The 26,640-nt window shown below is 38.3% G+C and carries 30 protein-coding genes and 1 pseudogene; 29 read left to right on the top strand and 2 right to left on the bottom strand.

The window, feature by feature from the left end; all coding sequences use genetic code 11:
- The 29 genes and pseudogenes from HXT46_RS04610 (at position 1) to HXT46_RS04470 (ending at position 25,883) form a co-directional block, all read left to right on the top strand.
- Complete coding sequence (locus tag HXT46_RS04610; RefSeq protein WP_421785753.1) at positions 1-1,185, top strand: phage major capsid protein; 1,185 nt, start codon at positions 1-3, stop codon at positions 1,183-1,185.
- Between the two features lie 30 nt (positions 1,186-1,215).
- On the top strand, positions 1,216-1,494 hold the full coding sequence (locus HXT46_RS04605) for a head-tail connector protein (RefSeq protein WP_004125785.1): 279 nt from the start codon (positions 1,216-1,218) through the stop codon (positions 1,492-1,494).
- Entirely contained in the window at positions 1,495-1,827 is a 333-nt protein-coding gene (locus HXT46_RS04600) for a phage head closure protein (protein ID WP_421785751.1), read from the top strand. It begins immediately after the preceding gene.
- Positions 1,824-2,204, top strand: coding sequence for an HK97 gp10 family phage protein (locus HXT46_RS04595; protein WP_004104983.1), 381 nt, complete (start codon positions 1,824-1,826; stop codon positions 2,202-2,204). The genes HXT46_RS04600 and HXT46_RS04595 overlap by 4 nt, the downstream gene beginning before the upstream one ends.
- Entirely contained in the window at positions 2,197-2,535 is a 339-nt protein-coding gene (locus HXT46_RS04590; protein WP_421785749.1) for a hypothetical protein, read from the top strand. Before HXT46_RS04595 ends, HXT46_RS04590 begins: the two co-directional genes overlap by 8 nt.
- Entirely contained in the window at positions 2,519-3,097 is a 579-nt protein-coding gene (locus HXT46_RS04585) for a major tail protein (RefSeq protein ID WP_421785747.1), read from the top strand. Before HXT46_RS04590 ends, HXT46_RS04585 begins: the two co-directional genes overlap by 17 nt.
- A 14-nt stretch (positions 3,098-3,111) precedes the next feature.
- Entirely contained in the window at positions 3,112-3,477 is a 366-nt protein-coding gene (locus HXT46_RS04580; protein WP_421785745.1) for a hypothetical protein, read from the top strand.
- A 242-nt stretch (positions 3,478-3,719) separates the two neighbouring features.
- On the top strand, positions 3,720-6,287 hold the full coding sequence (locus HXT46_RS04575; RefSeq protein ID WP_421785743.1) for a hypothetical protein: 2,568 nt from the start codon (positions 3,720-3,722) through the stop codon (positions 6,285-6,287).
- 11 nt (positions 6,288-6,298) lie between these two features.
- A complete protein-coding gene (locus HXT46_RS04570; RefSeq protein WP_421786337.1) occupies positions 6,299-6,952 on the top strand; it encodes a hypothetical protein in 654 nt (217 codons plus the stop codon).
- A gap of 12 nt (positions 6,953-6,964) precedes the next feature.
- A complete protein-coding gene (locus HXT46_RS04565; protein ID WP_421786335.1) occupies positions 6,965-9,772 on the top strand; it encodes a phage tail spike protein in 2,808 nt (935 codons plus the stop codon).
- A 71-nt stretch (positions 9,773-9,843) separates the two neighbouring features.
- On the top strand, positions 9,844-10,008 hold the full coding sequence (locus HXT46_RS04560; protein WP_019260890.1) for a hypothetical protein: 165 nt from the start codon (positions 9,844-9,846) through the stop codon (positions 10,006-10,008).
- Positions 10,008-10,361, top strand: coding sequence for a toxin (locus HXT46_RS04555; RefSeq protein ID WP_065189412.1), 354 nt, complete (start codon positions 10,008-10,010; stop codon positions 10,359-10,361). The genes HXT46_RS04560 and HXT46_RS04555 overlap by 1 nt, the downstream gene beginning before the upstream one ends.
- A gap of 176 nt (positions 10,362-10,537) precedes the next feature.
- Positions 10,538-10,957, top strand: coding sequence for a phage holin family protein (locus tag HXT46_RS04550; protein WP_410311444.1), 420 nt, complete (start codon positions 10,538-10,540; stop codon positions 10,955-10,957).
- A complete protein-coding gene (locus HXT46_RS04545; protein ID WP_421785740.1) occupies positions 10,950-11,723 on the top strand; it encodes a GH25 family lysozyme in 774 nt (257 codons plus the stop codon). The genes HXT46_RS04550 and HXT46_RS04545 overlap by 8 nt, the downstream gene beginning before the upstream one ends.
- A gap of 150 nt (positions 11,724-11,873) precedes the next feature.
- Positions 11,874-12,284: an RNA polymerase subunit sigma-70 gene (locus tag HXT46_RS04540; protein WP_421785738.1), complete on the top strand. Its 411-nt coding sequence runs from the start codon at positions 11,874-11,876 to the stop codon at positions 12,282-12,284.
- Positions 12,271-12,483 carry an SHOCT domain-containing protein gene (locus tag HXT46_RS04535; protein ID WP_076002858.1) on the top strand — a complete coding sequence of 71 codons (213 nt, stop codon included), beginning with the start codon at positions 12,271-12,273 and terminating at the stop codon, positions 12,481-12,483. Before HXT46_RS04540 ends, HXT46_RS04535 begins: the two co-directional genes overlap by 14 nt.
- 61 nt (positions 12,484-12,544) lie before the next feature.
- Positions 12,545-14,140: a recombinase family protein gene (locus HXT46_RS04530; protein ID WP_421785736.1), complete on the top strand. Its 1,596-nt coding sequence runs from the start codon at positions 12,545-12,547 to the stop codon at positions 14,138-14,140.
- Complete coding sequence (locus tag HXT46_RS04525; protein WP_415706660.1) at positions 14,110-14,520, top strand: DNA recombinase; 411 nt, start codon at positions 14,110-14,112, stop codon at positions 14,518-14,520. The genes HXT46_RS04530 and HXT46_RS04525 overlap by 31 nt, the downstream gene beginning before the upstream one ends.
- Position 14,521: 1 nt before the next feature.
- Entirely contained in the window at positions 14,522-16,099 is a 1,578-nt protein-coding gene (locus HXT46_RS04520; protein WP_421785733.1) for a recombinase family protein, read from the top strand.
- Between the two features lie 513 nt (positions 16,100-16,612).
- Positions 16,613-17,206, top strand: a complete 594-nt coding sequence (locus HXT46_RS04515; RefSeq protein WP_004111245.1) for a DUF4097 family beta strand repeat-containing protein — start codon at positions 16,613-16,615, stop codon at positions 17,204-17,206.
- A gap of 91 nt (positions 17,207-17,297) precedes the next feature.
- Positions 17,298-17,582 (top strand): hypothetical protein, encoded by a 285-nt coding sequence (locus tag HXT46_RS04510; protein ID WP_004114737.1) that lies wholly within the window; start codon positions 17,298-17,300, stop codon positions 17,580-17,582.
- Positions 17,583-17,689: 107 nt separating this feature from the next.
- Entirely contained in the window at positions 17,690-19,168 is a 1,479-nt protein-coding gene (locus HXT46_RS04505; RefSeq protein ID WP_285067865.1) for an Lsa family ABC-F type ribosomal protection protein, read from the top strand.
- 460 nt (positions 19,169-19,628) lie between these two features.
- Positions 19,629-20,114: an NUDIX hydrolase gene (locus HXT46_RS04500; protein ID WP_020760513.1), complete on the top strand. Its 486-nt coding sequence runs from the start codon at positions 19,629-19,631 to the stop codon at positions 20,112-20,114.
- Positions 20,115-20,145: 31 nt separating this feature from the next.
- Positions 20,146-20,262 (top strand): annotated as a pseudogene (locus HXT46_RS04495) (conjugal transfer protein TraG); the annotation flags it as partial.
- A gap of 81 nt (positions 20,263-20,343) precedes the next feature.
- Positions 20,344-20,781 (top strand): GNAT family N-acetyltransferase, encoded by a 438-nt coding sequence (locus HXT46_RS04490; RefSeq protein WP_009994773.1) that lies wholly within the window; start codon positions 20,344-20,346, stop codon positions 20,779-20,781.
- 476 nt (positions 20,782-21,257) lie between these two features.
- Positions 21,258-21,554 (top strand): type II toxin-antitoxin system RelB/DinJ family antitoxin, encoded by a 297-nt coding sequence (locus HXT46_RS04485; protein WP_004113314.1) that lies wholly within the window; start codon positions 21,258-21,260, stop codon positions 21,552-21,554.
- A gap of 13 nt (positions 21,555-21,567) precedes the next feature.
- Positions 21,568-22,851: a hypothetical protein gene (locus tag HXT46_RS04480; RefSeq protein ID WP_004113312.1), complete on the top strand. Its 1,284-nt coding sequence runs from the start codon at positions 21,568-21,570 to the stop codon at positions 22,849-22,851.
- Positions 22,852-23,333: 482 nt separating this feature from the next.
- Positions 23,334-24,320: a helix-turn-helix domain-containing protein gene (locus tag HXT46_RS04475; protein WP_421785729.1), complete on the top strand. Its 987-nt coding sequence runs from the start codon at positions 23,334-23,336 to the stop codon at positions 24,318-24,320.
- 918 nt (positions 24,321-25,238) lie between these two features.
- Positions 25,239-25,883, top strand: a complete 645-nt coding sequence (locus HXT46_RS04470; RefSeq protein ID WP_101891930.1) for a helix-turn-helix transcriptional regulator — start codon at positions 25,239-25,241, stop codon at positions 25,881-25,883.
- 23 nt (positions 25,884-25,906) lie between these two features.
- Here HXT46_RS04470 and HXT46_RS04465 read toward each other — a convergent pair whose 3' ends face one another.
- Positions 25,907-26,308 carry a DUF2178 domain-containing protein gene (locus HXT46_RS04465; RefSeq protein ID WP_101891931.1) on the bottom strand — a complete coding sequence of 134 codons (402 nt, stop codon included), beginning with the start codon at positions 26,306-26,308 and terminating at the stop codon, positions 25,907-25,909.
- Positions 26,305-26,508 carry a helix-turn-helix transcriptional regulator gene (locus tag HXT46_RS04460; protein ID WP_004113289.1) on the bottom strand — a complete coding sequence of 68 codons (204 nt, stop codon included), beginning with the start codon at positions 26,506-26,508 and terminating at the stop codon, positions 26,305-26,307. Before HXT46_RS04460 ends, HXT46_RS04465 begins: the two co-directional genes overlap by 4 nt.
- Between the last annotated feature and the right edge of the window lie 132 nt (positions 26,509-26,640).

Raw genomic sequence — 26,640 nt, 5'->3', positions numbered from 1 at the left:
ATGATGAACACTATTTCAAACATGGTTGAGAAACGTAATAAGGCTTGGCAGGGTGCGAAAGCTTTCCTTGAGTCTAAACGTGACAAGGACGGGCTTATTTCAGAAGAAGACGCGAAAACCTATGATGAGATGGAAGCGAAAGTGAAAGCTTACAGTATGGAAATTGATCGCTTGGAGCAGATGGAAAAAATGGATAAAGAGCTTTCAAAACCAACATCTGAGGCGATTGTTGCAAAACCTATGAAAACAGGTGTGAACTCTGAAAAGCAAGGTCGTGCGCGTGACGAGTATAAGCAGGCGATGCTTACAGCTCTTAGAAGTAATTTTAAACGAGTCGATAACGTGTTGCAGGAAGGCGTGGACGCTGACGGCGGGTATCTTGTGCCGGAAGAATACGATAATCGTCTGATTGAAACGTTGAAAGAAGAAAACATTATTCGCTCTCTTGCTACCACGATTACTACTAGTGGAGAGCATAAGATTAATATTGCGATGAGCGATCCTGCGGCGGCTTGGATTGAAGAAGGCGCAAGCCTTAACTTTGGGGATTCCAAGTTTGCTCAAATCCTGCTTGACGCTCATAAGCTTCACGTTGCGGTAAAAGTTACTGAAGAACTCTTGCATGATAACGCGTTTAACCTCGAGAATCATCTTCTCACATCCTTCGGCATGGCTTTGGCTAACGCTGAGGAAGACGCTTTTCTTAACGGGGATGGTGTTGGAAAACCGACTGGTATTTTCAATAAGAAAGACGGTGGCACGTTCCTTAAAGAAACTACCAGTATTAAAACTGATGATCTGATTGATCTTATTCACGCTTTGAGGCGACCATACCGTAAAAACGCGAGTTTTATTATGAACGATAAAACAGTCGCGAGCATACGAAAACTTAAAGACAATAATGGCGCGTACGTTTGGCAGCCTTCATACCAGGATGATGAGCCGAACAGGATTCTCGGATACCCGGTATACACGTCTGCTTACGCGCCTGAAAACATGGTGGCTTTTGGAGACTACTCGTACTACAACATTGGTGATCGTGGTTCACGCTCGTTTAAAGAGCTTACCGAGCTTTTCGCTGGAAACGGCATGATAGGTTTCGTCGCTAAAGAGCGTGTAGACGGCAAACTCGTGCTTAAAGAAGCAGTACAGATTCTGCCTGTTAAAACAAGCGTAGCAGCTTAAAAGACGGTTAAAAGTTAAGGAGGGGTGTTGATGATAGTTACAGTTGAGGAAGCAAAAAACTATCTTAGGGTGGATAGTCGAGAAGATGATGAGCTTATCAACACCCTTATTCGTTCTGCTGAAAAACTCTGCCAGGGAGTAGCTCGTAAAAACGATACTAGTTTGATTAGTGAAAACTTTGACGAGTATCGGCTCGCAGTCTTATACGCTACAGGCTACTTGTATGAGCATCGGGAAGAAGCCGACCACCACGCGCTTATGCTTACCTTACGTTCGATGCTTTTTACTGTTAGAAAAACGGGGTTTTAAATGAGAATAGGCTTATTAAACGAGCGTATTACGCTGCTTAAAAACAGTGTTGAAATTGATGATATTGGTAACCATAAGATTAAGTGGAGTAAATATTACGAGTGTTACGCCACGGTGAGTGCTGAAAGCCCAATGGAGCAGACTTCGGCAGGAAACGTGTGGGATGAGTCAAAAATAGATTTTACTATCCGCTATTCGAAAGAAACAGCCGTAGTCTCATCTATTGGTTACAGGATTATTTTCCGTGATACGGTTTATGAGATTTTAGGTGTTGACCACATGAATTATAAGAAGAAAAGCCTGAAACTTCACTGTAAGAGGTGTAAAAAGTGAGCAAAGTAAGTATTGGCAGCCTCTCTAAAGAAGTTATTAGAGAGCTTAAAACTTACGCGAAAGTTACAACCGGGAAAGTAAAAGAAGCAGTAAAAAACGCTGGTAAAACAGCAAAAGAAGAAATTAACATGACAGCTCCTAAACGAACTGGAGCGTATGCGAAAAGTTGGGCTGTTAAAACATTAAACGAAACAGGCAGCAGACTAGTTCTCGTAGTGCATTCTAGAAACAAGTATCAGCTTACACACTTGTTAGAGTACGGTCATGCTAAACGAGGCGGCGGACGCGTGGAAGCTAGAGCACACATTGCTGAGGCTGAAAGTAAAGCAGTACGAAGTTTTGAAAAAGAAATAGAGGAGGCGGTTAAAAATGGGTAATCTTTTAGAAATCATGAGGGAGATAGGTTTTCCTTTTGCTTACCATCATTTTGCTGAAGGAGAGTCCCCTAATCCGCCTTTCCTCCTGTTTCTTACGCCTGCGAGCAGTAATTTTGCGGCAGACGGGAAAACGTATTTTAAAGCAAACGAAGTTCATATTGAACTATACGCAGACTATAAGAATCCCGTGCTAGAGGAACAAGTTGAAGCCGTGCTTGATAGGCACGGCATTTTTTATAACAAAACAGAAGCGTTCATAGAGTCGGAAAAGCTTTATGAAACACTCTACATTTTTGAAATGGAGGTAACAATAAATGGGAAACAAGGTTAAATACAATCTGAAAAACGTGTATGCTGCAAAACTTAAAAAAGATTCGAGTGGTTTCTCCTACGATGAGCCTAAGCCGATTCCGGGGGCGGTGAGTATAAGCCTTGAGGCTGAGGGTGAATCCTCACCGTTTTACGCTGACGGGATTGTTTACTTCAGGTCGACTGCTAACAACGGTTACAGTGGCGACTTGGAAATTGCTCTTATACCTGAATGGTTTAGGACGGAAATACTACGAGAAGAACTAGATAAAAACGGTGTTCTGGTTGAAAACGCGAAGATTAGTGAAACAGAAAAATTCGCGCTCCTGTTTGAGTTTGATGGTGACGTGAACGCTATCAGACACGTTTTATATAACTGTTCAGCAACACGACCGTCTATCGAGTCAGAAACTAAGGAAGACACTATAGAACCGGGCACGGAAACTTTGTCGCTTACGGCTGATCCTAGAGAAGATGGGCTTGTGAAATCCCGTAGCGGAGATACGACATCTGATGAAACTTACGCTAACTGGTATAAGAGCGTGTACGTTCCTCAAAACATGACAGAGGTTAAACCTAAGTAAAAGGAGTGGTGAATATGATTGAAAAAACAGTAAAAATCGGTGGCAAAGACGTGAAGTTTCGTTCTTCAGCCACTATTCCAAGACTGTATCGTATTAAATTCAAGCGTGATATTTTCAAAGACCTGTCAAAATTAGAGCAGTCTTTCAAAATCAACGAGGGTGTTTTTGAAATAGCAGATCTTGAAATTTTTGAAAACGTGGCTTATATCATGGCTTATCACGCGGATAATAGTATTCCAGCAAGTATTGATGAGTGGCTTGACGAGTTTGAAATGTTTTCTATCTACGAGATTCTTCCTGAAATTCTAGAACTTTGGGGAGCAAACTTGGAAACTGAAGTAAAATCTAAAAAAAATTTAAAGCAACAACACGGCAAATGACAACCGCGTTGTTTCTTCTTAGATGCACCGAAATTGGGATTAGTATTTGCGAACTGGATCTTTTAACCATCGGCATGATTTTAGACATGTGGACGGAGAAAGCAAACGATAATGTGAAATACGATAAGCTCGCAAGCCAAACAGAATTTGATAGGTTCTAAACGAGAACCAAACATTCTTATACCTGACGTTAAAATATCTATTTTTCACGCGTAAATTAAGAGAAAAAGGGAGGTGAAGTTATGGCAAACAGGATTAAAGGTATTACTGTTGAAATTGGTGGGGATACTACAGGCTTAGATAAGTCTTTACAACAGGTGAATTCGACTATTCGCTCAACCGAGCAGTCGCTTCGTGATGTTAATAGGCTTTTGAAACTTGATCCGACTAGCACGCAGCTTTTAAGCCAAAAGCAGGCTTTTTTGCAGAAAGAAATCCAAGAAACGTCTAATAAGCTTAACGTTTTGAAACAGGCGGATAAGCAGGCTAAAGTACAGTTGGAAAACGGGGAGCTTGGTAGAGACAAGTATGATGCGTTGCAGCGTGAGATTGTTGAGACAGAAAATAATCTTGATAGTTTAAAAGAAAAATTAAAACAGGTAGGTAGTGTTAGTTTAACCAAGCTTAGTAGCCAGTTTGATAGTACGAGTAAAAAGATAAAGAAACTAGGAGATGGTATGTCATCTCTTGGTCAAAGTTTAAGCACGAAAGTTACGCTGCCGATTGCTGCTATTGGTACTGCTGGTTTTACTGCTGCAGCAGACTTACAGGATGCTATGGGTGCGACAGAGCAGATTTACGGTAAGTCTGCTAACAAGATGCTTAAATGGTCAGGAAGTTTGAAATCTTATTATGGTATTGCTCAAGGTCAAGCTTTAGAGTATGCGAATACTATGGGCGCGATGTTGAAAAATATTGGTGGGAAAAGTGATGCTGAAGCAGCTGAGATGAGTCAGAAGCTGGTTGCTCTTGCAGGCGACTTGTCTGCTATGTTTGGTGGCACAACCGAGTCTGCTGTTCTTGCTTTAACAGGCGCGCTTAAAGGTAATAATGCGATGCTTGACAATTATGGTATGGGTGTTAACGAGGCGACTATTAAAGCTAAAGCTCTTGCCATGGGTTTGCATGATGGTAGAGGCGCGATGAGCTTGCAAGCGAAACAGGCTGCTACTTTGGCTCTTATTATGGAGCAGACTGCTGACGCTCAAGGGCAGGCTGGGCGTGAAGCTGCGGGCGCTTCGGGTTCTATGAAGATTCTAAAAACAGAGTTGCAGAATATTGCTGCGACTATTGGTAATGTTTTACTTCCCGTCATAACACCATTAATGCAGAAAATTTCAGCATGGCTTTCTAAATTTAAACAGCTTTCTCCAGAAAGCCAAAAACTTATAGTGACACTTGGGCTGATTGCTGCGGCAGTTGGCCCTTTTTTAGTGGTTCTTGGAACGTGTATTTCTAAAATAGGTGTTGCTATACAAGGGTTTTCTAAACTAGCTTTGTTTATAGGTAAAATGTTCGCAAGTTTTACTTCCGGATCTAGTATTCTTGAAGGGTTAGGCGCTGTTTTAGGTGGAGTATCTGCGCCAATACTCGCGGTTGTTGCGGTTATTGGTGTTCTGGTAGCAGCTTTTGTAACCTTATGGAACACTAACGAAGAGTTTAGAAACAGTGTTATTGCTGTTTGGGAGAAAATTAAGGAAACTTTCACCGGTTTTGTTAATGGTGTTAAAGAAAAACTGTCAAGCCTTGGTATTGATTTTACGAGTATTGTTGAAGGGCTTAAAACAGTGTGGAATGGTTTGTGTGCTATTCTAGCTCCACTGTTTGAAGGCGCTTTAAATTTAAGTTTTACTAGTTTCAAAACCGTTCTTGATTTAATCACAGGCGTTTTAGACGTTTTTATAGGATTGTTTACCGGTAACTGGTCTCAGCTTTGCAATGGTGTAAAAGAAATTTTTACCGCTGTTTGGAACGCGGTTAAAAACACGTTCATAACGGTATTTAACACGTTAAAAAACGTTTTTAACGTGTTTTTGTCTTTCTTTGGCACTAGTTGGAACAAACTGTGGTCGAGTGTGAAAAACTTTTTCATGAATGTTTGGAATGGTATCGTATCGTTTTTCACTAACGTTTTAAACGGTATTAAAAACACTGCAACAAGTGTTTGGAATGGTATTAAAACTGCGATCATGAGCGTGGTAAACGGTATTAAAACAAGCATTTCAACAGTGTTTAATTCAGTAGCAAACATGGTTAAGTCTGTGTTTAACGGTATTAAAAACACGGTTGTGTCAGTTTGGAATGGTATTAAAAACGCTATCATCACTCCGATTGAAGCTGCGAAAAACAAGGTTAAAGCAGTAATCGACGCTATAACAGGGTTTTTCTCTGGCATAAAACTTAGTCTTCCTCATATTAAACTGCCTCATTTTAGTATTAAAGGACAATTCTCTCTTACGCCACCGTCTGTACCGTATCTTGCTATCGACTGGTATAAGAAAGCAATGAACAAGCCAATGCTGTTAAACGGGGCGACTATTTTCGGTGAGAAAAACGGGCGTATGCTTGGCGGCGGTGAAAAAGGTCCGGAAGTGATCATGGGGCTTGATACTTTGCAGAATATGAGCGCGGGAGCGAACACGCAAATGCTTAGTGTTATGAACCAGATTCTAGCGATTATGGACGCGTATTTCCCACAGTTTTCTAACCAGAGTATTGTGCTCGACACTGGCGAACTAGTGGGTGGTATCGCGCACAGGATGGACAGTGAGCTTTTTAAGCTTCAAACAAGAAAAGCAAGGGGGTGGTAAAAGTGTATGGGATGCTAATAAACGGGTTGCATAGTTTTAACGATCTAGGGCTGGTTGCTACAAGCCGTCCACGAATTCAACTTCCAGAACCTAAATTAGAGTATTTGCAAATACCAGGCAGGCAGGAAAGTATTGATATTAGTGAAAGTCTTGCCGGTGAAGTGTTATACGAGATGCGTGAAGGCTGTTTTGAATTCATTGTTGCAAACAAAAACAAGTGGAGTGAAACATGCCATAGTGTTAAAACGTTAATCCACGGCAAGAGTGTGAAACTGTCTCTTGATGATGAACCATTGTTCTACTATCAGGGTCGAATGTGGGTTAGTGATTTTAAATCGGATAAAAACTATTCAACTCTCACACTCAACTATAAGCTGCAACCATATAAGTATAGTGTAGATGATTCGGATGGGGTTCACACAATATGGGGTATGCAAGTAGATGATAAGCGTGAAATAACACTCGTTCACGATTTTGACATGACGCTGATTCCAGAATTTAACAACCTGTCATCTAACAGTATGCTACTGGATTCTAATGGTAAAAAGTATGAGATTAAAACAGGTTTTAACCGTTTCCCACAGCTTCGTTCAAAAACAAACATGAGTTTAACATTCGTTGGAAACGGGATGGTAAATATTTCCTATAAAAGGGGGTGGTTGTGAGTGTACAGGATCATGCTTGATGATAATACGATTTACTATCCAAATGATGACAAAGCGGTACTTGATGATATTACGTTAAATTTGGAGCTTAATACTGCGGGAACGTTAACGTTTACTTGCCCGAGTCAAAACCCTTGCTATGAGCTTATTAAAAACCGGAAATCAATAGTAAGCGTGTGGCGTGACGATGAGGAGATTTTCTTCGGCGAGGTTAGAGAACAAGTAAAAGACTTGTATGGTAGTAAGAAAGTAACTTGCGTAGGGTTGTTAACTTACTTAGCTGATAGTATTCAACCTCAGAAAGAATACCATGATCAGAGTTCCTACCAGCTTTTAGAAAAACTTTTACAAGCTCATAACAGTCAGGTAGATGATTATAAGAAAATAAGAATTGGTTTCGTCACAGTATCTGACTCGAATGATTCACTCTACAGGTTTACTAATTTTGAAACCACGCTTGAAGCGATTATGGGAAAAATGGTTGAAAAGCTTGGCGGATATTTACGTCTTAGAAAAGAAGACGGGAAACTTTACTTAGATTACCTGCATTTGGAGGAAATGGGTAAAGCTACAAGCCAGCATATTAGTTTCGGCTTGAACCTGCTTGAATACGCGGAAAACCTTTCAGCAGAGGATGTTACTACAGCGGTTATTCCTCTCGGAAAAGAGTTGGAAAACGAGAATAGTGAAAACGAGGTTCTTAAAAAGCATGTTGATATTACTTCAATAAACAATGGGAAAAACTATATAGTATCTCGTGAAGCGCAAAAAACATTCGGCTGGGTTTGTAAAGTTGTTAATTTCAATAATGTGACAGTTCCAACTAATCTTATGCGCAAAGCTACTAAATGGTTACAGGATAACCAGTTTGAGCATGTAGAAATAAGCCTTAGCGCGGTTGACTTATCCGAGTTAGGTTTATATTATGCGACGATTAAGTGTGGGGATAGGGTTCGTTGTCTCGCTCCACAATTTGGCATGGACCGTGTGTTTCCTGTAGTAAAAAAGACTATACCGATTCAAAAACCAGGCGAAGTTAGAATCGTGCTTGCGAGCAGGATTTCTAAAGGGTATGTGCAAAACGTGTCGCATGCTGTTCAAACGTTAAAAGAAGAAGCGGTTGAAGCTAGAAAAATTGATAACGAGCGTGTTAAAGCTGCGATCGATAATATTAAAGCGCAAATGGGTAATTCTCAAAGCGGCTATAAGATAAGCGAATACGATAGTAAAGGCATGTGGGTTCGTGACCTTTACATGGATACGCCTGATAAGAACACTGCTACGAAAGTGTTACAGGTTAACATGAATGGTATTGCTGGAAGCCATAACGGTTTTTCAGGGCCTTACAGTACTGCGATGACTCTTGACGGCATGGTGTATGGTGACAGGATTATCGGGCATTCGATTGACGCGGAAAAACTTTCAGTTTCTTACACTTCGCAGGTAGAAAAGCAGATTAGTAAAGCAAAAAACGAGGCTATAAAAGACACTGGTAGGCGGCTTGAAAACTATTACACGATAAGTGAAATCAACACGAAACTGAATGTTACAGACGGTAAGATTGAGGCTGGTGTTGAAAGCGTTAACCATAGTCTTAAACAGAAAAACGGTAACTATTACGGCTCGTATACTCCAAGCCAGTTTAACGCTCCTATGAGCTTGTGGCTGAATGATAGTGAAAAAATGCAGCATGTTGGTGATTTTTTCTACGACACGTCAACCGGCTACGCTTACAGGTTTATTGTTAAGCAGGAAAGTTTAGCCGTAAAATTTAATGAGAAGTCGCATACGGAATCAGCTTTTGACGATTTTGTAGACATTTTTTACAAGTATGAGGATAAAATTTACGCTATACCTGGTTTAACTGGTGAAAAAATTTCTGGCGCAACAGTGTTTGTTCCATCAAGTGAGTTTTGGCTACATTTTAGAACTAACTGGTCTCCGTTTGACAATTATGGTTTTAAGATTGATAGCATTAAAAAAGAGTATTCAGGAGAAATTTCAGGATACGTGTCTAAACTGCCTGAAGATATTAACATTATTGAGGTTGAAGGTGAAAATTATCCTGAGTCTGAACACCCGTATAAAGCTGGGACAAGCAAACTGTGGCATTACGTTTCAGCTGACAGTATAAGTAGTTTTAGAACGTTCGCTTGGGCAAGAGTTAAAGATAAAGACATTGAGGCTGCTAAATTCACGGCTGATAAGGCTATTTCTAAACTAACCATAGTAGAAGATTCCATATCTTCAATGGTTAAAAAAGGTGATTTTGGTAGTTTCATGCAGCAAAACTATAACAGTTTCCTTCTCGGGTTTAACCATTCGAGTAAATACGTGCAAATAACACCCGGGCAGATAGAGCTTTACGATGGTGAAGTTGATGAGGATCATAAAAGAGCTGTTTTTGATAAAAATGGGAACAACTTCTACCGTAACGGCGTGTATATTGGCTATGTTGGAACCGGCGAGTGGGAAGAAGATAATTCTCACAAGGGTCTAGTTTTTCATCTTACTAACGACGGAAAGTATATGGCTTTCGCGCAGCGTAAATCAGCTGATGAAGAAACATACGCTACTATGCTGTGTTTTTCACGTTCGCAAAGCATTTATAAAGAGTATGGTATTCACGCTGGATGCAACTTTTACATGCATGGTAACAAGATTATAGATCCTGTTTGGCAAGACGGTGCAGGAGTAGACGCGGATATTAACTATGTGCAGATTATTGAGATGAACCAGGATGGTAAAGCTTCAAAATGGGGTTCTAATGCTCACATGGTGTTTAAAAACGGGATACTCATGAAAGTTAAATACTATTAAAAAACGCGGAAGTGAACGCGGAAGTGAAGCGCGGAAGTGAACTTGAAAGAAGAATAAAGGGAGAATTTGTTATGGAAAAACTAATTATTCACACAAACAAAATAGTGGCTAATAAAGGCACGCGCTTAAAAGATGTGACAGAAAGTATTACAACACCTGTAGTTGATAATACGAAAATTTTATGCGAAATCAGCCACAAGCTGGATATTATTCTAAAAAAGATTGGAGGAGAGTAGTGGTAAAACCGACAATTAGCTACGCGGTAGCTGTGCAAAAATATAAGGCTGAGTTAAACGAAAAAATAGTCGAGTTGAATAAGCAAATACCAATACCTACTTACATGATAGAAGGCATTGTTGCAAGCGTATTATCTGATATGCGTTCTGCGGTGATCGCGGAAAACTCGATGGAATATGAAGCGTATGTGAAACAGTTAGAAGACTATTTTAATTCTAGAGAACGCGAACTTAACGACGAGATTTTGAAAATAAAAGCCGAAAAAGACGAAAAAGATGAAAAAGATGAAGCGGCTGGGAAAGGTGTAAAAGGTGGAATGGTTGAGGAAGGTGAAAAAGATGGTAAGGAGTAGTCATGTGTTGAAAAATAATATCAGTTGAAATACTGAAATGTTGAAATGTTGAAATGCTGAAATGTTAGGGCAGGTGTGGGTTAAACCATGCCTGCCATTTTTTATTACTTTCTACTTTTTGTTTTTTGTTTTTATAAGAGTACTGGCAAATGTTAGGAAAACTTGTAAGGAGAATTATGAGAGGATTTTGGAATAGTGCTCAACTGGCTTTCACACTAGTAGGCGGCTGGCTGGGATACTTTTTAGGCGGATGCGACGGGCTGATTCTCGCGCTCGTTTTATTTGTGGTTGCGGATTATATTACAGGCGTGATGTGTGCTGTTACGGATAAGAAACTGTCTAGCAGCATTGGTTTTAAGGGCATTTTTAGAAAGGTGCTCATTTTTATGCTTGTTGGTATAGCAAACATTATAGATTTTCATGTTTTGAAGCAAGGAAGCGTGATGAGAACCGCGGTAATTTTCTTCTACCTATCTAACGAAGGATTATCTTTAACCGAAAACGCGGCTCACCTGGGGCTTCCCGTGCCTGAGAAATTAAAAAACGTTTTAGAACAATTACACGACAAGAACAGGAAGGACAATACTCATGAGTAAAAAAGGAATAGACGTGTCAGAATGGCAGGGTGACATTGATTTCAACGCGGTGAAAGCATCCGGTGTTGAGTTTGTGATCATTCGAGCAGGATACGGTATCGGATGCAAAGACAAGTGGTTTGAACAGAACTATCGTAAAGCAAAAACAGTTGGTCTTGATGTTGGAGCCTACTGGTATTCGTACGCAAACTCTGGTTTTGAGGCGGCTGAGGAGGCTCAAAGCTGTGTGAACATGCTTTCAGGTAAGAGTTTTGAGTATCCTGTTTACTTTGATTTGGAAGAGAAAAGCCAGCTTAACCGTGGGCGAGCTTTCTGCGATTCGCTGATTACCAGTTTTTGCAATAAGCTGGAAGCTTGCGGGTATTATGCAGGTTTTTACACTTCGCTTTCAACTGCTAATAATCTTGTGTCCGCTCATGTTAGAAACCGTTACGCTTTGTGGATTGCACAGTGGAACACGCACTGCAGTTATCAGGGTTCGTATGGTCTTTGGCAATACTCGTCAAGTGGCAGTGTGCCTGGAGTAGCCGGCAGAGTTGACATGGATTATGCTTACGTGGATTATCCGAGCATTATTAAAAACGTTGGATTAAACGGGTGTAAAAACGGCGGCTCTGACCAAGCTGCGCGCACGTCAAGTATTGATGAGGTGGCGCGAGAAGTTATTAACGGCGCTTGGGGTAACGGCAGCACGCGTAAACAGCGTTTAACTTCTGCCGGATACGATTATGCTACGGTACAAAAACGAGTAAACGAACTCTTGTAAAACAGTTTGAAACTTGTAAAGCCCGAGGCTTGTTCCTACATTGGAGCAATCCTCGGGCTTTTTTTATTTTTTTTTAAGGTTAAATTGTCAAGTCAATAGGTTAAAAAACACTGTTTTTTCTTTGCCTGTGATGTAAGGAGGCACAGGCAAATGAATATGGAAGAAAAACAGCAAGTCAAATTACTAAGAGATGAAGGCCTTAGCTATACGCAGATTGCAAACCGTATGGATGTTTCCGTTAATACGATTAAAAGCTACTGCAAACGTAATAGTCTAGGCGTAATCCAGTCTATGAAAACACAGACGGAATTATGTGAATCTTGTTCAAAACCAATCAAGCAAAACAAAGGAAGAAAAGTTAAACGTTTCTGCTCTGACGCGTGTAGAAACACGTGGTGGAACAAGCATACACAGTTGGTAAAAAGACAGGCAAACTATGAGTGTGCTTGTCTTAACTGCAAAAATTCTTTTATCTCTTACGGTAATAAAACCAGAAAATACTGCTGCCACGCCTGCTATATAGAACATCGTTTTGGAGGTGAGCATCATGCAAATAAGTAATGATGTTCACGGGCTAAAGGATGTTAAAGCGAGGGCTTGGACAAAAGAGAGTATGCAGGCGGATTTTCGTTTTGAAATAGCCGAAAAACTTACCGTTTCACTCTTTAAAAAAGGGCTTATCAGCGAGCAAGAAAAAGAAAAAATAAGCCGTCTTAACAGGGAAAAATTTCACCCGTTTTACAAGGAATTATTGGGTTAAAAGCTTGATAAACACTGCTTTTAGAGTGATGAATAGTATTAGCTGAAAGTTAGGGGAAATAGTGAAAGAGATAATAAAAATAGACTCTACAATGCGAAAAACTGGTTTTGAGAAAAAGACGCGGGTTGCAGCGTATGCGAGAGTTTCTAGTGATAGTGATGAGCAGCTTCTCAGTCTAGAAGTGCAGAAGGAGCATTACGAAAACTATATTAAGTCTAATCCCTGCTGGGAGTATGCGGGGCTTTACTTTGACGAGGGTATTAGCGGCACGAAAATCGATAAGCGTGAAAGTCTTAAACAACTGCTTAAAGACTGTCAGAGCGGTCAGATAGACAGGATTATTACAAAGTCTATTAGTAGGCTTGCAAGAAACACGGTTGACTGTCTTGAAATAGTTAGAAAACTTACCGGTCTCGGTATTTATTTGTATTTTGAGAAAGAAAACATTGATACCGAGCATATGAGTTCAGAGCTTATGCTTTCTATCCTGAGTTCTATTGCACAAAGCGAGTCAAAATCCATCTCGGAAAACAGCATGTGGGCAATTCAAAAACGGTTCGAAAATGGAAGCTTCGTCATTTCCTGCCCTGCGTATGGGTATAAAAACGAGAATAAGAAAATGATTATAGTTCCCGAGCAAGCCAGGGTAGTAAAAGAAATTTTCAACATGGCTCTTTCCGGCATGGGTGGAGAAGCAATAGCACGAGTATTGACCGATAAAAAGATTCCAACTAAAAAGGGCGGAAGTTGGACTTCAAGTACCGTGAATGCTATTTTGAACAATAAAACATACACAGGGGATGTGATTTTTCAAAAGACATTTACAGACGATAATTTTAACCGTCATAAAAACTGTGGCGAGAAAAAACAGTATGTTATTGAAAACCATCACGAGGCTATCATCAGTCATGAAACTTTTAATCTTGTAAAAGAGATTATCGCGTGGAGAAGAAGTGAAAATAACATAGTATGTGGTAGTGGTAAGTACAATAAGCTTTATGCGTTTTCAGCTAAAATTCGTTGTGGTGTGTGTGGAAGCAAGTGTAAAAGACGAATAATTTATCAACATAATAAGGCGTATGGCATATGGGTTTGTATAACGCATCTTGAAGATATTCATGCTTGTTCACAAAAGTCTGTTATGGAAAGTTATCTTAAAATTTCCTTCCTGCAAATGTTAAACAAGTTAAAAGCAGGATACGTTCAAATGTTGACTCCTCTCGTAGAAAGTTTGAGAGGTGTGAATAATAAAGACGGTTTGAACAAGGTTATCGAACTCGAAGAAAAAAAGCTTAAGCTGCAAGAACAAGAGCAAGTACTCAGTAAGCTTTTAGCCGGTGGATACATTGAGATGGATTCCTACTATCTGGAAAGTAATCAGCTTAAAACGGAAATGGATACTTGTCTTAAGGAAAAACTTAAGCTTTCCAACAGTTTAAACGGTAACTTAACGCACTTAAACGAGGTGCAAAAACTTCAACGGTTCGTAAGTGTCACAGAAGTATTTAGTGAGTTTAAGGATGAGGATTTTCTGGATTTTGTAGACGATGTCGTAGTTAAAAGCAGAACAAGATTTCTTTTTATTTTGAAATGTGGATTGGAATTAGAAGAAGAGGTGAAAGAAACATGGCACGCATCCCATATGGTTACAGAATAGTAGACGGTAAAGCGGTTATAGATGAAGTAAAAGCTCAAGAAGTAAGAGAGTTTTTTTGTTTCTATCTTGAATTTAAAAATATTTCTCAAGCTGCTAAAAAATCAGGTATAAAAAGGGATTGGCCAGTCACGGGCAAAATTCTTAGCAAGAAATTGTATTTAGGAACAGAGTTTTATCCTCAGATTATCGATGAGGATATGTTTAGACAAGTGCAACAAATAAGGCATGAGAATGCTATCAGGAATCATCGTTATAAAGAGCCTAAGCCAATAAAGGAAATTCGGCTTATTACAAGCTACCAGTTAGAAAAGGTAGAAAAGAAATACGATGATCCTTATCGGCAAGCAGCATACGCTTACAGTCAAATCAAGGAGGTGTAAAATGAGTGCCAACGTTATAATTATTCCACCAAGAAAAATAGCGGGGAATACGGTAGATAAGCATGAAGATAAGCCGAGGTTAAGAGTAGTAGCGTATTGTCGTGTCAGTACTGACAGTGAAGAACAGGCAACAAGTTATGACACGCAAGTTCAGCATTATACGGATTATATTTCAAGAAATCCTCTCTGGGAGTTTGCTGGCATTTACGCTGATGACGGTATTTCAGGAACTAGCACGAAAAAACGTGTCGGTTTCAATGACATGATCCACGATTGCATGAGTGGCAAAGTAGACATGGTTATCACTAAGTCGATTAGCCGTTTTGCGAGAAACACTATAGACTGTTTAAAGTTTGTTAGACAGTTGAAAGACAAAAACATTCCGATCATTTTTGAAAAAGAAAACATCAACACCATGGAAGCAAGCGGAGAACTATTGCTTACTATCATGGCTTCTTTAGCTCAACAGGAATCCGCGTCGCTTTCTCAGAATGTGAAGCTTGGACTTAAGTTTCGCTACCAGGAAGGCAAAGTGCAAATCAACCATAACTGGTTTTTAGGATACACAAAAGACGATGAGGGGAATCTTGTAATTCTTGAACAGGAAGCAAAAGTCGTAAGAAGAATTTATAGAGAATATTTAGAAGGAGCAAGTCTTAGAGATATAGCGGAGGGTCTTGAAAAAGACGGTATTAAAAACGGTGCCGGGCATTTAAAATGGAATTTATCTAATATTAAAGGCATCTTGCAAAACGAAAAATATATTGGTGATGCTCTTTTACAAAAAACCATCACGACAGATTTTATTAACCATGTTCGTATAAAAAATGATGGAACAGAACCACAGTATTATGTAAAAGATAGTCACACGCCTATTATTCCAAGAGATATTTTCTTTAAAGTTCAAGAAGAAATGTTAAGACGAGCCAACATGTTTAGCGGTGAGGAGAACAAAAAAAGGAGAGTTTATTCCAGTAAGTACGCTCTATCCAGCCTGTGTGTTTGTGCTAAATGCGGGGATGTTTACAGAAGAATTGCTTGGAACAACCGAGGAGTGCATTCTGTTGTTTGGCGTTGTTGCACCAGAGTGGAAAATGGTCCTAGTGCTTGTGATGCTTCTACAGTACAAGAGAACGAACTGCAGTCTGCCATAGTGAAAGCCATAAACAAGGTGTTTAGTATATCGGATGAAGTATTGGATACGTTGAAGAATAATATTAGAGAAATTATCGCGGGCAACAACTTAAACGAGCTTGAAACGGTTAATAAAAGAATTGCAGATAAACAAGCGATACTGCTAACCTTGCTTAAAGCTAAAAAAGACTACACGAAAACTGCTGATGAGATTGATGAGCTTAAAGGTAAGAAACAGCAGCTTCTTATAGAAAAAGCAGGTCAAGAAGATGCTAAAAGACGAATCAGAGAAATGGAAGATTTTCTGAAAAGTGAGCGTCACGATATTAGTGAATATGACGAGAAGCTGGTAAGAAAGTACATCAAGAAAATAAAAGTTTACGAAGACAGGTTCAGCGTAACTTTTAAATCAGAGATTAGTGTGAATATTGAAAGGGCATCGTAAAAGCCAAAAGAATGTGAGCGTTTGAAATGTTACAAAAGTCAGCCTAGGGGTAATCCTCTCTAGGCTGTTTTTTATGCTTAATAATCAAGTTATCAAGCCAATCTTAAACCTTTTAACGATAGCTTTCCCTATCGTTAAAAAGTGCACCCACTATCAATAGTGTGCACTCAAAAAAGTGTAGATATACTACCCGTTCACTCAATCCACGTCGAGAGTGTCGTATTGATGTCAAGGGCTTAATAGGTGGGTGCATTTTTGCCCTTATGTAGCAAGGCTTAGCGAGGGCTATCGTTAAAAGGTTTAATGTGCGGCGGCTTTAAGCTGGGTTCTCGTGATTTTTGAGTGCAGTTTGGCTGTTTGAGGGAAGATGTCGACGCTCTAGGGTTGAGTGCACAGGATGTTAACGTTAAAAGGTGCACACACTTTGCACCCACCCTGTGAAGTGGGAAAATATAGCTCAAAAGGTAAAATGAAACCTGATTATTAGTATGTGCACGAGGAGGTGCTTAAGGAATGGATAATAAGAAGTTTATCGCAGAGACGAAAGATGTTCGTTTAACGGTGAAACGTGCTGATACCTTTGGTGTGAGCTTTGTTAACTGTGAACAAGATATATTGAGGGTTGAGGAAGCGCAAAATGTTATAAGGCTTATTCAAACTAAAAAAGTCTCAGCTTCGAATTGGGTGAGGTGGCTTACTCAGGGTATGCCTGAAATTGTTGTGAGTTTGCCACATGATGTGGAAGTTTGTGAGGTTGAATCTGATTCTAATCAAGTGCTCATCACGGATATTGAGATTGGTAAGCTTTATGTAGAAGTGAACAATGGCAAGGTAGAAGTTGTTAATTTGAAGGCGGATGATGTCTTTCTTAAATGTTATAATGGGTTGGCTTCAGCAACAAACGTAGAAGTAACTCATGTTTGTACGCTTGATACGTTAAATGGCATGAGTATTTTAGAAGGAACAATCACCAAGGATGCAAGCCTTGAAGTAGATTGTGAGAATGGTGTCACCGAGGTTTCAGATAAGAAGAAGGTAAATTGTAAAAACGATGGATTTGCGCATTACATGGTGCACTGTCTTAATGGGAAAGCTATTGCGAAGTAGCAGACATATAGATCAAAAAAGAAGCAATAAAACTTGATATAAGTTGGAATTAGAGCGTATATAGACATACCGATAAAGGAGGAAGCCGTATATGCTCTATGTAAAATTTGATGATTTCGAAGATGTTAGCGTCATGGGAAATGAGAAAGATCATGGAATGTTTATTCCGATTAAGGATGGGAATGTGTATGCTGAGTGCGAACGGTGCGGTGTAGTTGAAAGGATCACCTCACCATGCGAATTCATTGCTAGCACATTTAGGTCAAGAGTGAACTTCAATGAAGGTTATGAACTTTGCGAGAAGTGCTTGCAAGAGGTTGAGTTTGTTACTGTCGCTTTGAGAACTGGAAAATTACCTAATCGAGAATTGAAATGACTGAAAAGCAAAGCAGTGATAACCGTAGTAATACATGAAAAACTAAACGTTAAAAGGTGCACACACTTTGCACCCGGGCGGTAAATGATAATTTAGGGAGGCGTTTTATGTCAGTAATTAAAATTGAAAACCTCACTTTCTCATATTATGGATATGTAAAACCCATATTTAAAAATGTATCGTTTTCCTTTGATACAAACTGGAAAACGGGATTGATAGGAAGAAATGGAATCGGTAAATCAACTCTATTTAAGTTACTTTTAAATCAAGAAACTTATCAAGGTAAAATAAGCAAGAATGTTGAATTTATTAAATTTCCACCAAATATAAGCGATACTTCAAAATTAGGAATTGAGTTATATAAAGAACTAATATCAGATGATGAAGAATGGAAGTTATTTAGAGAACTCAGTTTGCTAAATGTAGATGAGAACCTTGTTTACAGAGAGTTTGAAACGCTTTCTAAAGGGGAACAAACAAAAATCCTTTTAGCTATTTTGTTTACAAGAGAAGATGGCTTTTTACTTATTGATGAACCAACAAACCATTTAGATATGGACGGAAGAAAAATTGTAAGTGAATATCTGAAAAGTAAAAAAGGATTTTTGCTTATATCTCATGATAGAGATTTTTTAGATGGTTGTATCAATCATGTTATTTCTATTAACAGGAATTCTATTGATGTCCAATCGGGAAATTTTACATCATGGTATGAAAACAAAGTGATGAAAGACCAATTTGAAATTAGTCAAAATGAGAGATTAAGAAAAGATATTAAACGATTAAAAGAGTCTGCAAGACAAAGTCAAATTTGGTCTGATAAAATTGAAAATACTAAAAATGGTGTAAAAGTATCAGGTGTAAAACCAGACAAAGGACATATAGGTCATCAATCAGCCAAGATGATGAAAAAATCTAAGAATTTGGAGAATAGACAAAACAAGGCAATAGAAGAAAAACAGAGTTTACTAAAAGATATCGAAACAAAGGAAAGTCTATTATTGCATCCATTACATCATCATAAAAATCCTCTAATATCGGTTAGCAATTTATCATCATGCTATGGAGAGAGACAGATCCTAAATAATGTAAGTTTCGAGATAAAGCAAGGCGACATAGTGGCTATATATGGGGGTAATGGTAGCGGAAAATCAACCTTGATTAAAATTTTATTAGGTATAAATCACGAGTATACAGGTGAGATAAAATTAGCAGGTAATTTAAAAATCTCGTATATTCCTCAAGACACATCTAATTTAACAGGTAGCCTAAATGAATATATTCACAAGCAAGATGTTGATGAAACATTGTGTAAAACAATTCTAAGAAAATTAGATTTTTCAAGAGAATTATTTGAAATGGATATGAAGAATTATAGTGATGGACAAAAAAAGAAAGTTTTAATTGCTGTAAGTTTCTCAAAGCCAGCTCATATATTTGTTTGGGACGAACCACTGAATTATATAGATGTAATATCAAGAATACAGATTGAGGAAATTATAAAAGAAGCAAAGCCTACACTCATATTTGTGGAACACGATAAGCGATTTGTAGAAGATATCGCTAATAAAATAATACAATTTTAAGTAAAATCCAAATCCCAGTTTGTAGTGCCTTAGACTTTTATCATCATACGACATTCCCCTTGTCAGCTTCTTTCCTGCAACGAACGTTAAGGCTCTTTTTTGATGCATGGTTATCATCAGGGTAGTCTTGAAACATGTGAGACTGTCGTATTGATGTCAAGGGCTGATTAGGTGGGTGCAAATTTGCCCTTGTATAGCAGGGTTTAGCGAGGGCTTATCGTTAAAAGGTTTAATGCGTGGCGGATTTAAGCTGGGCTCTTGCGGTTTTTGAACGTATTTTGGCTGTTTGAGGGAAGATATCAACGCTCTAGGGTTAAGTGCAATAAGTTCAATGACTGTTGCTTGTGAACAATGTGATATATAAATGTATCAATCACTTGGATTTTCAATTCAGATTGGGAACTTGTTTGCATTTGAACCATAAGTCACAGTCATTAGATAAAAAATAAAGGAGTAAACTATGGAACATAATTGCGGATTTATTAACGATAAAAAAGCATTTAGATATAGAGCAGCAGCCATCATAGTCGAAGAAGGTTGTGTGCTATTCGCAAGAAATGATGAGGACGACTATTTCTACTCAGTTGGCGGAGCGGTTCACATGGGCGAGACATCAGAAGAAGCCGTTAAGAGAGAAGTATTTGAAGAGACAGGTCTTAATTATGAAGTAGATCACCTTGCCGTCATACACGAGAACTTATTCATCGGTAGCTCCGGCTTAGATGGAGTAGACTTCCATGAGCTTACACTCTACTACATGATGAAGCCCATGGGCAAAAGAGATTTTACGAGCCAAAGCACTACAGAGTCAGGTGCTAAAGAGACAATGCATTGGTTACCTATAGATGAGCTTGATAAGTTTAAGGCTTACCCGACATTTATGAAAGAATATCTTAAATCGGAGCATAGTGGAATAGAGCATATAATTTCAGATGAAAGATATTAATGAATCCCGCTATTATGGCAAGAGATAGTTACATAAACATTATTTCTTAGAAGATTATGACAAGAAGAATGTGTTTGATATTGAAGAATATATAAAGAGAAAAGGCAAGGTTAAGCTTAATAGAAATACGGTAATTACAAGATTGTAAGATTTACTGTTATAACTATATGGTCGAGGGTATATCTGAAATAATAGAGCTAGATAAATTTGAAGTTGTGAAGGTAATGAAATGATTAGAAAAATAAAAAAAGAAGATGCTCAATCTATACGAGAAATATGTGATATTTCTTTAAGATATACTGTTTCTACAGAGTTAGTAGAGAATCAAATCACAAAACTATCAGCTGATAAAAAGCATCATGTGATTTATGTTTATGAGGATGAGGATTTACATAAAGTTGTTGGATTTGTACATGCTGAAATGTATGAGAGTCTTTATTCAGATTGTGGATTAAATATTCTAGGATTAGCTGTCTTACCAGAGTTTCAAGGAAGAGGCATTGGAAAAAAATTGATGAATCATTTAGAAATGGATTCTCGACAAAAATTACTTAAGTTTATCAGGTTAAACTCAGCAGAAGCAAGAACAGAAGCACATAAATTCTATGAAAATATAGGATATGTATGTGATAAGACGCAAAAGAGATTTATTAAAATTTTCGAATAAGTCAATTCTAGTTTGTTGAACTGAAAAATTGAATACTAAATGTGTAAGACGATAGAAAAAAGAAAAAATCTATCGTCTTTTTTCTTGCCTAATTTCCCTATGTTTTGCTATCAATAAATAGGGAAAATTCACTAAGAAGCTAAGAAAGTATTTCAAATGCTTCTCACTAATATATACACGACAAAATGTTAGTTCCATTAAATATGTTACAGAAAGTAAAGGAGATAAGATGATAAGAATCGGTCAAACCCTCACTTTGGTGTAAATTCATTTCCTTCCCTTTATCTGCTATTTTTATGTTCAAACTCAAACGAGAAAATAAGCGGGGCTTCCCACCATCACGGCGCTTGATCGTACTATCTGATGCAGTAATGCGAACATAAAAATCGTGTATGACAGTCAAAAAATCCCATTCGTGCAAATGTGTTGCAATATGCGATACAGTATTTATGGTGTGTGTATGGAGATTGGTTGATATGGCAGTTACTAAAAGTGCGAATGTGAATGTGAGAATACAGGAAAATATTAAGCAGCAGGCTGAGCAGATTTTGGAAACGATTGGAGTTCCTATGGCTACTGCTATTGACATGTTTTATCGTCAAATCATTCTTAATAAGGGTATTCTGTTTTCTCTTACTATTCCGAAGTCGCTTCCAGCACAAGATGATATGGATGAGAAAACGTTTAATGCTTTGATGACTAAAGGCTATGATCAGGCGGCTCGCGGTGATAGTTATCCGATAGATGATGTTTTTGAAGAGCTTGAACGATGATAGGGATAGAAAAATGTCAGATTCATCGATGAAAGAGAAGGAAAAGCAGGAACATACTCCCACAGATGAGAAAAATCCACTATATTGTGAATCACATGAGCAAATATGTGAGAACCTTAACAGTGCAAATAAGGAATTGTCCAAGTATAAGGTTTTACAACTGAGTGCGGAAATCTTTTCCATCTTAATGATTATTGGAACTGTTTTTATGGCGTCCAATAAGCTACAGCTTTTTGGATGGATCACCTATTGTTTTGCAATTCTTCTTCTTGTTGTAGTGTCTCTTATTTGGGTTATTTGTGTTATTGGGCAGCGCAATATACATAGTCGTTTTAGGAGTGCAAATGTAGAGCGTAACAAATCTTTTCTTAGCTATGATAATCAACAGGGGAAGGGTAGACTCTCACTGGTTCTTTGTTGCTTTTTTGTGTTAAGTGGTATTCTAACTGCATTTTTTGAAATAACTGCGTTGCATCTTCCAAATCGGTGGCTTTTGCAGACTTGGGTATATGTTATATGCGCGGCAATGCCAGTTGTTTGGATGATTACGATTGCTCTTGAATGTGTTTTCTATAATCTCTATCTTATTTCGCGTATACGGAAAATAGGTATAAGAATTGTACTTCGTTATCTATCTGTTCTACTTTGCGTATTGATTATCTTAGGTCTTGGATTTTTTGACGTTTTATTTATTGTTGGAAGATATTCTGTGAAACAAAATGATAATGGTACATACACAGAGCACGTGGATGATATGTATGCTCCTTTTGAGTATTATCTTTATCGGTCTGAAGGTCCGTTTTTCCTTAAGTATCTTCGACCAATGACAGATTCAAGTGATACTGATCCAAAAATAAGTGAATCTGAGTGGTATCGCAGAATCGATCGCAATAACAGGAAAGATACAAGATTAAAAGATACAAGATTAAAGGTTGAAGAGCCAGATAAAAATTACGATTTGCATGATGCCGCTGAGCGTGATTTAGAATCAAAGAAGGAAAGAAATGCAGCGCTTAAGATATTTGATAAGTATTTTGCGGCGAAAGGCTTTGCGTTCAAGGAGAACTATACCGCCAAGGGGGATATGTACTTTGTTCTGAGTGAAAGCCGTTCGGACATTACTTATCTGCAGTATAACAGGGACTCTCAGGATGGAAAATGTGGTCTTTATATTCTGTTTAAGGCTTCAAAATCTTCAAATGGAAGCTGGTCGTCGAGTGATGCTCATATGCAGAACACTTATACTTATGAATATAGCACTGGACTGATTGCAGAGAGCAGTAGGGCAGATTGGTAGTAGGCAGAATCGTTGGATGCCAGAATCGAAGAGTATCTGAAGATTGCCAGATAGTGATTGTCAGATAGTGATTGTCAGATAGTAGAATCCATATTTGTGTGCTCTAGTTGCTTATGTTTTAGGGAACAAATCGGTGTAAAAATTGTAAAAAAGTTCCCTGCATTATTTGATTTCTCATGGTAATGGCTTGTTGGTTATTCAAGAAAATAAGGTTCCTGAGTTTAAGAAGTTGCTTGTTGGATATTATGAAGGTGAAGATTTGCAGTCTGTAACGGATGCGCTTGCTTGCGTTAGTGAAGATGATTGGAAAGCGCGGTGCGAACATGAGAGAAAACGAATTGGCGGTCGGTTGCGCTCATTTGTCGGCAGAAATTGCGCTTTCAACGGAAATTGCCAATCGCACTTGCTACTACGCAACTGCTGTTTCAGCTATAATTTCACCACGATCATGATGAATTCGAGTTTGAAATGGAGATGTTTTTATGATTTTAGCAGATAAAATATTGGAACTGCGTAAACAAAACGGTTGGTCGCAGGAAGAATTGGCGGACAAATTGGGCGTCAGTCGCCAAGCTGTTTCCAAATGGGAAGGTGCACAAAGTATCCCGGATATGGAACGGATAATTGCATTGAGCCGTTTGTTTGGTGTTAGTACAGATCTTCTTGTAAAAGATGAAATTGATGTTATGGGGAAGAACGTCAACGCAAATGAAAATGCCTGCCAGGAAGAAGCCGGCGTCCGCATGCGTGTAATTGAGCTGGAAGAAGCCTCCGCTTATATTGCTCACAGAATATCATTTGCCGCCTATGTTGCTCTAGGCGTTCTTCTTTGTATTCTGGCGGCAATCCCGTTGATCGGCAGTAATCTTTTGCTTTCTACCACAGTAAATGCGCAAGTCGGTAAAACTATTGGCTTAGCATTCAGCGTTGCGATTGTTACCGTAGCTGTAGTTATTTTTATTATTCAGAGTTTCCACGAAAAGCGTTATCAATATTTGGAAAAAGAGGACTTTGAAACGGCTTACGGAGTTGACAGTGTGCTCAAAGAACGCTTGGAACGGTTCATGCCGTCGTATGTGCTGCGGACGGTCAGCGGTGTCGTTTTATGTATGGTTGCCTTTATTTTTCTTATAATTTCGGATATAGTGCCGGAATTTTATCAACTTTCATCCGACTTTTTTGTAGTTATCGCTATTGCCCTAGTGGCAGCAGCTGTTTATTTATTTGTACAGGCGAATATTATCCGCTCGTCCTATTACCGTTTGCTGCAACCGAAGAAAAAGATTGTCTATCCTGCAAAGATTAGGTTATTGCTCCAAGCTTACTGGCTTATAATTGTCTGCATTTATTTAGTCTACAGTTTCATCACGTCCGATTGGGGAAAAAGTTGGATTGTTTGGCCGTTGTCCGCATTGACTTACGGAGTAATAGAAGTAGTGCTCAAAGCGTGGAGGCTCGGAAAGAAATAAGTGACTTTCAGCGTCGATTTTGTGGCGAATAACAGGTGCTATCCGAACGAAATATGGTATGCTTGCGCTTAATATTACCCCCAAGGGTGAAAGTATGATTAAAAATGTCGCACATATAGGCTTTACCGTCGGGGTGCGGACATTTTTTTAGATAGCCACACCCAGCTTACTTCTGTTCTCGATAAGACTTATTCCTCCAAGTTATCAAGTTGCTTATTTGATGGCTAGCGAAGATGCTCGTAGTAGGGAATTTGGCGTTTATTGATTGGTTAAGGATAATTATCCCAAATTCGTTTTATCGATGGACACAATGAATTTTTCGCAAGAAGGGATTATATACAAATATTTACCGGATTTTCTATTGGAAGAGAATGCGTAAGGTACTTGATTTTGCTCTTATGTAGATTATGTTTTGCGATGGCTATTATTAAAGGGTTTAATAAGCAAGAGCAAGCGCGATGTTTCATTGTTTTCCTTGCGAATTGGCGGGTTTTCATTCCGACGATTGTCTGGATTTTGTTCCGATGTTTGGCGGGATATTAGTGCGACGATTGGCTTTGTTTAGAAATGTGGTTGTAGGACTAAATGTTAAAAGGTTTAGCGTGCGGTGGATTTAAGCTTACTTCTCGAGATTCTAGATGTGATTTTGCTATTCTGCTGTCGAGTGTTTGTGTGCTCTAGTTGCTTATGTTTTAGGGAACAAATCGGTGTAAAAATTGTAAAAAAGTTCCCTACATTATTTGATTTCTTATTCTGTTACAGTTGGTAACTATAGTGTTTCACCTTGTTTCTTTTTCCGTTGTAAATTATTTGTTAGTTTGTAATTAGGCGGTATATAAATCAAATGTTTCAATACTATTTTGGTTTCCGTCAAGTAATTTCATGATGTGTAATAAGTGATTTGAAAGGAGTTGTGTCATGAGTAGTGTTATATCTTTGGGGGAAAAAATTAGAAAGGCTCGTCTGGAAGCTGGGTTGACGCAGGAGGAGCTTTCGGAATTATTGATGGTATCTCGTGCTGCTGTAGCAAAATGGGAAACGAATCGGGGTTTGCCAGATATCGAGAATCTGAAATTTATTGCGTATGCTCTAAGCGTGAGTGTTGATTATCTTTTGGATGAGAACAATAGTGTTGATTTTTCTATTACTAAGAAGCCTATTAATCTCAATAAATATGGTTTCGACGGTAGGTTGAGCAGTTTTAAGAAGTCGAAAGTTAAAGAGCAGATTGTCCTAGATGAATATCCTGACTCAGAAATCAATATGCTAACTGTTGTTAAGACTTATAACAGTTCATCTGAGAAAATGGTGGATAATTTTGTTGGATGGTTTTCTACTCTCCTTGGAGGATTGCCATTGTTTGGCATATATGATTTCAGTAAAGCTGTTGCCACTCTTGGGGCTGATCAGTATTATTTGGTGGATAAAAAAGATAAGCAGTATTTCGTGCTTATAACTGATGAGTATATTATTAGCAGAATTATGGGAGTGGCGTTTAATAGTAAAAAGTTCCGTATTGGAGATAAGGAATTTATGAAAGTTGGTTTGCTTCGTAATAAGTAGTAAATGGGTGGGTGGGTCTGGTTTTAATATTTTTTCTCATAATATTTGTTGATAAAAAACATGATTAATGGAGAAAAGGCGATCGAAATAGCTAAAAGAGCAGCTGGCAAATATGCTTTTGTGATAAATGCAATTATGGCAATTATTCCCATTAGGTGCATTAGTATGAATGCCATTGTTGCATTTACTTTATCTTTGATTTTCTCGTTTCTTTCATCGTTCATATTTATTTTGTAGGTGTGGTCTTTTTTCATCATCTTATAGTGCATGATTTTTACGTGTGAAAGTGAGATAATCACAACAAAAACAACTGACAATACAATTTCGACGGATTCATTCAGTTTAAGAGTCAGTGCAAGAATTAATCCGCAAATACCTATTACATAACCTATGTACCAAAAATTCTGGGTTTTTTGTTTTTTCATTTTTTATCCTCCTCGTAAATAAATATTTCTTCGATTGTTAAATTAAAGTACTTAGCAATTTTGTATGCCAATATGATTGACGGGTTATATCTCCCATTTTCCAAAGAACCGACTGTTTGTCTTGATACTTCGAGTGCGTCAGCAAGTTCTTCCTGGGTTATGCCTTTTTCTTTTCTAATTTGTTCAAGTCTATTTTTCACATTACATTCTCCTTTCTAATGGAAAGCTAGCTTTACATATAAGATAATCGTTTCGAAAGTAAATGTCAAGTTTGCTTTCCATTGGATTTAATTTCGATAATATTGTTTGCAAAGTTTCATAGTATTCAAGAG

This window comes from Gardnerella sp. DNF01204 (genome assembly GCF_049244145.1).
Taxonomy (GTDB): domain Bacteria; phylum Actinomycetota; class Actinomycetes; order Actinomycetales; family Bifidobacteriaceae; genus Bifidobacterium; species Bifidobacterium vaginale.
This window is presented reverse-complemented; position numbering and strand designations above follow the sequence as displayed.